The sequence below is a fragment of the Pseudoruegeria sp. SK021 genome (genome assembly GCF_002119405.1).
In the GTDB taxonomy this organism is placed as follows: Bacteria; Pseudomonadota; Alphaproteobacteria; order Rhodobacterales; family Rhodobacteraceae; genus Meridianimarinicoccus.
This window is the reverse complement of sequence record NZ_MTBG01000104.1, coordinates 1-1,242: the sequence shown is the minus strand read 5'-3', so window position 1 is coordinate 1,242 and position 1,242 is coordinate 1. Positions and strand designations below refer to the sequence as shown.

Below are 1,242 nucleotides of genomic sequence, written 5' to 3'. Positions count from 1 at the left end.
GAAGAGTTCCGCCCGGGCGATGGCGTCATCGTCGACGCTCCAGCTGAACCGGTCGGCCTGCAGATCTGCCTTGAGGAAACGGGTCAGCTCAGCCTCGGCCACGGCGCGGGTGAAGCGGCTGTAGGCGCCACGATCGGAAGCCCGCCGGCCGCGGACGGTCTGTCCGGCATCTTGGGCGTCCAGTTTACCGACCATTTTTTCGGCCATACTCTCGAGCTCGCGGATGCGGGCCCGGCGCCGGTCGGACTGCTCTTCGGAGCGCAGGGGGTCATGGGCGACAATCAGGCGGTGCCCGGCGAAGCTGCTTTCGGCAAGGCCTTCCGTGAAGGCGAGGCCGCGGAAGGTGTCGACAAGTTCGGTGTAGCGGCGTGCCGGAACGGCCAGGATGAACTCCAACCTGCGACCACCCTGGTCGGCCAGCGCGGTCAGTTCACCGATGTTGTCGAGACTCAGGAGGCCGCGGTCGGCGACCAGGATGACGCGCTCGACGGGGAAGCGCGCCAAAACCGTCTGCAGCATGCCCTGCAGTGTTTTGGTTTCGCCGACATTGCCGGGGTGGACGGTGTGCATAAGCGGCAGGCCGTCGGCGGTCTGGACCACGCCCAGAACGAACTGACGGGCGATCCCGCCCGTCTGCTTGTTCATGCCGAAGCCGCGAATGTCTTCGTCCACCGTCCCTTCGCCATGAATGCGTACAGTGGTCAGGTCATAGAAAACCACTGCCAGGTCCCGGTCGACTAACGGGCGGATCTGTCGGGCCAACGCCTCGTCGACAGCCTCCGCGTGGTCCATGAGCGCATCCATGGCGCGCAAGAGGTGCTGATGGGTGACGGCCTCGGGCATCGCCGGCATGGCCACGGTGTCCAGCCAGCGCAGGCATCCGAGCTTGCTCGTGGGGTCGCACAGGCGATTGAACACCATCGCCCGCACCAGCGCCTCGACATCCAATTTCCGTTTGCCCGAGCGCAGGGCGCGGCTGAGGGCGCGGTCGAAGCCCAGGTCCTTCCACAACTCGTGCAGGGCAAAGACATCGCCGAAGCTCCGCGCGGCCTCAAAGGTGATCGCGGTCTTGTCGTGATCGACACGGCCCGCCGCACGGCTGAGGCCCCGAATGAGGGCGTCGAGCTGTCCCTCTTTCATCCCGTCGACCCGCCCGAGATTGGCGACAACCCGCAGCCGGGGCTTGCCGGCTTCGTTTCGGAACGACTCGACTATCTGAAGATAGCGGCGACCGCCGCTCTC

The 1,242-nt window shown here is 66.0% G+C and carries 1 protein-coding gene; it reads right to left on the bottom strand.

The window, feature by feature from the left end:
• Nucleotides 1–1,242 (bottom strand): IS1634 family transposase (locus tag BV911_RS18775; protein WP_139840165.1); only part of this gene is annotated, 1,242 nt, incomplete at both ends.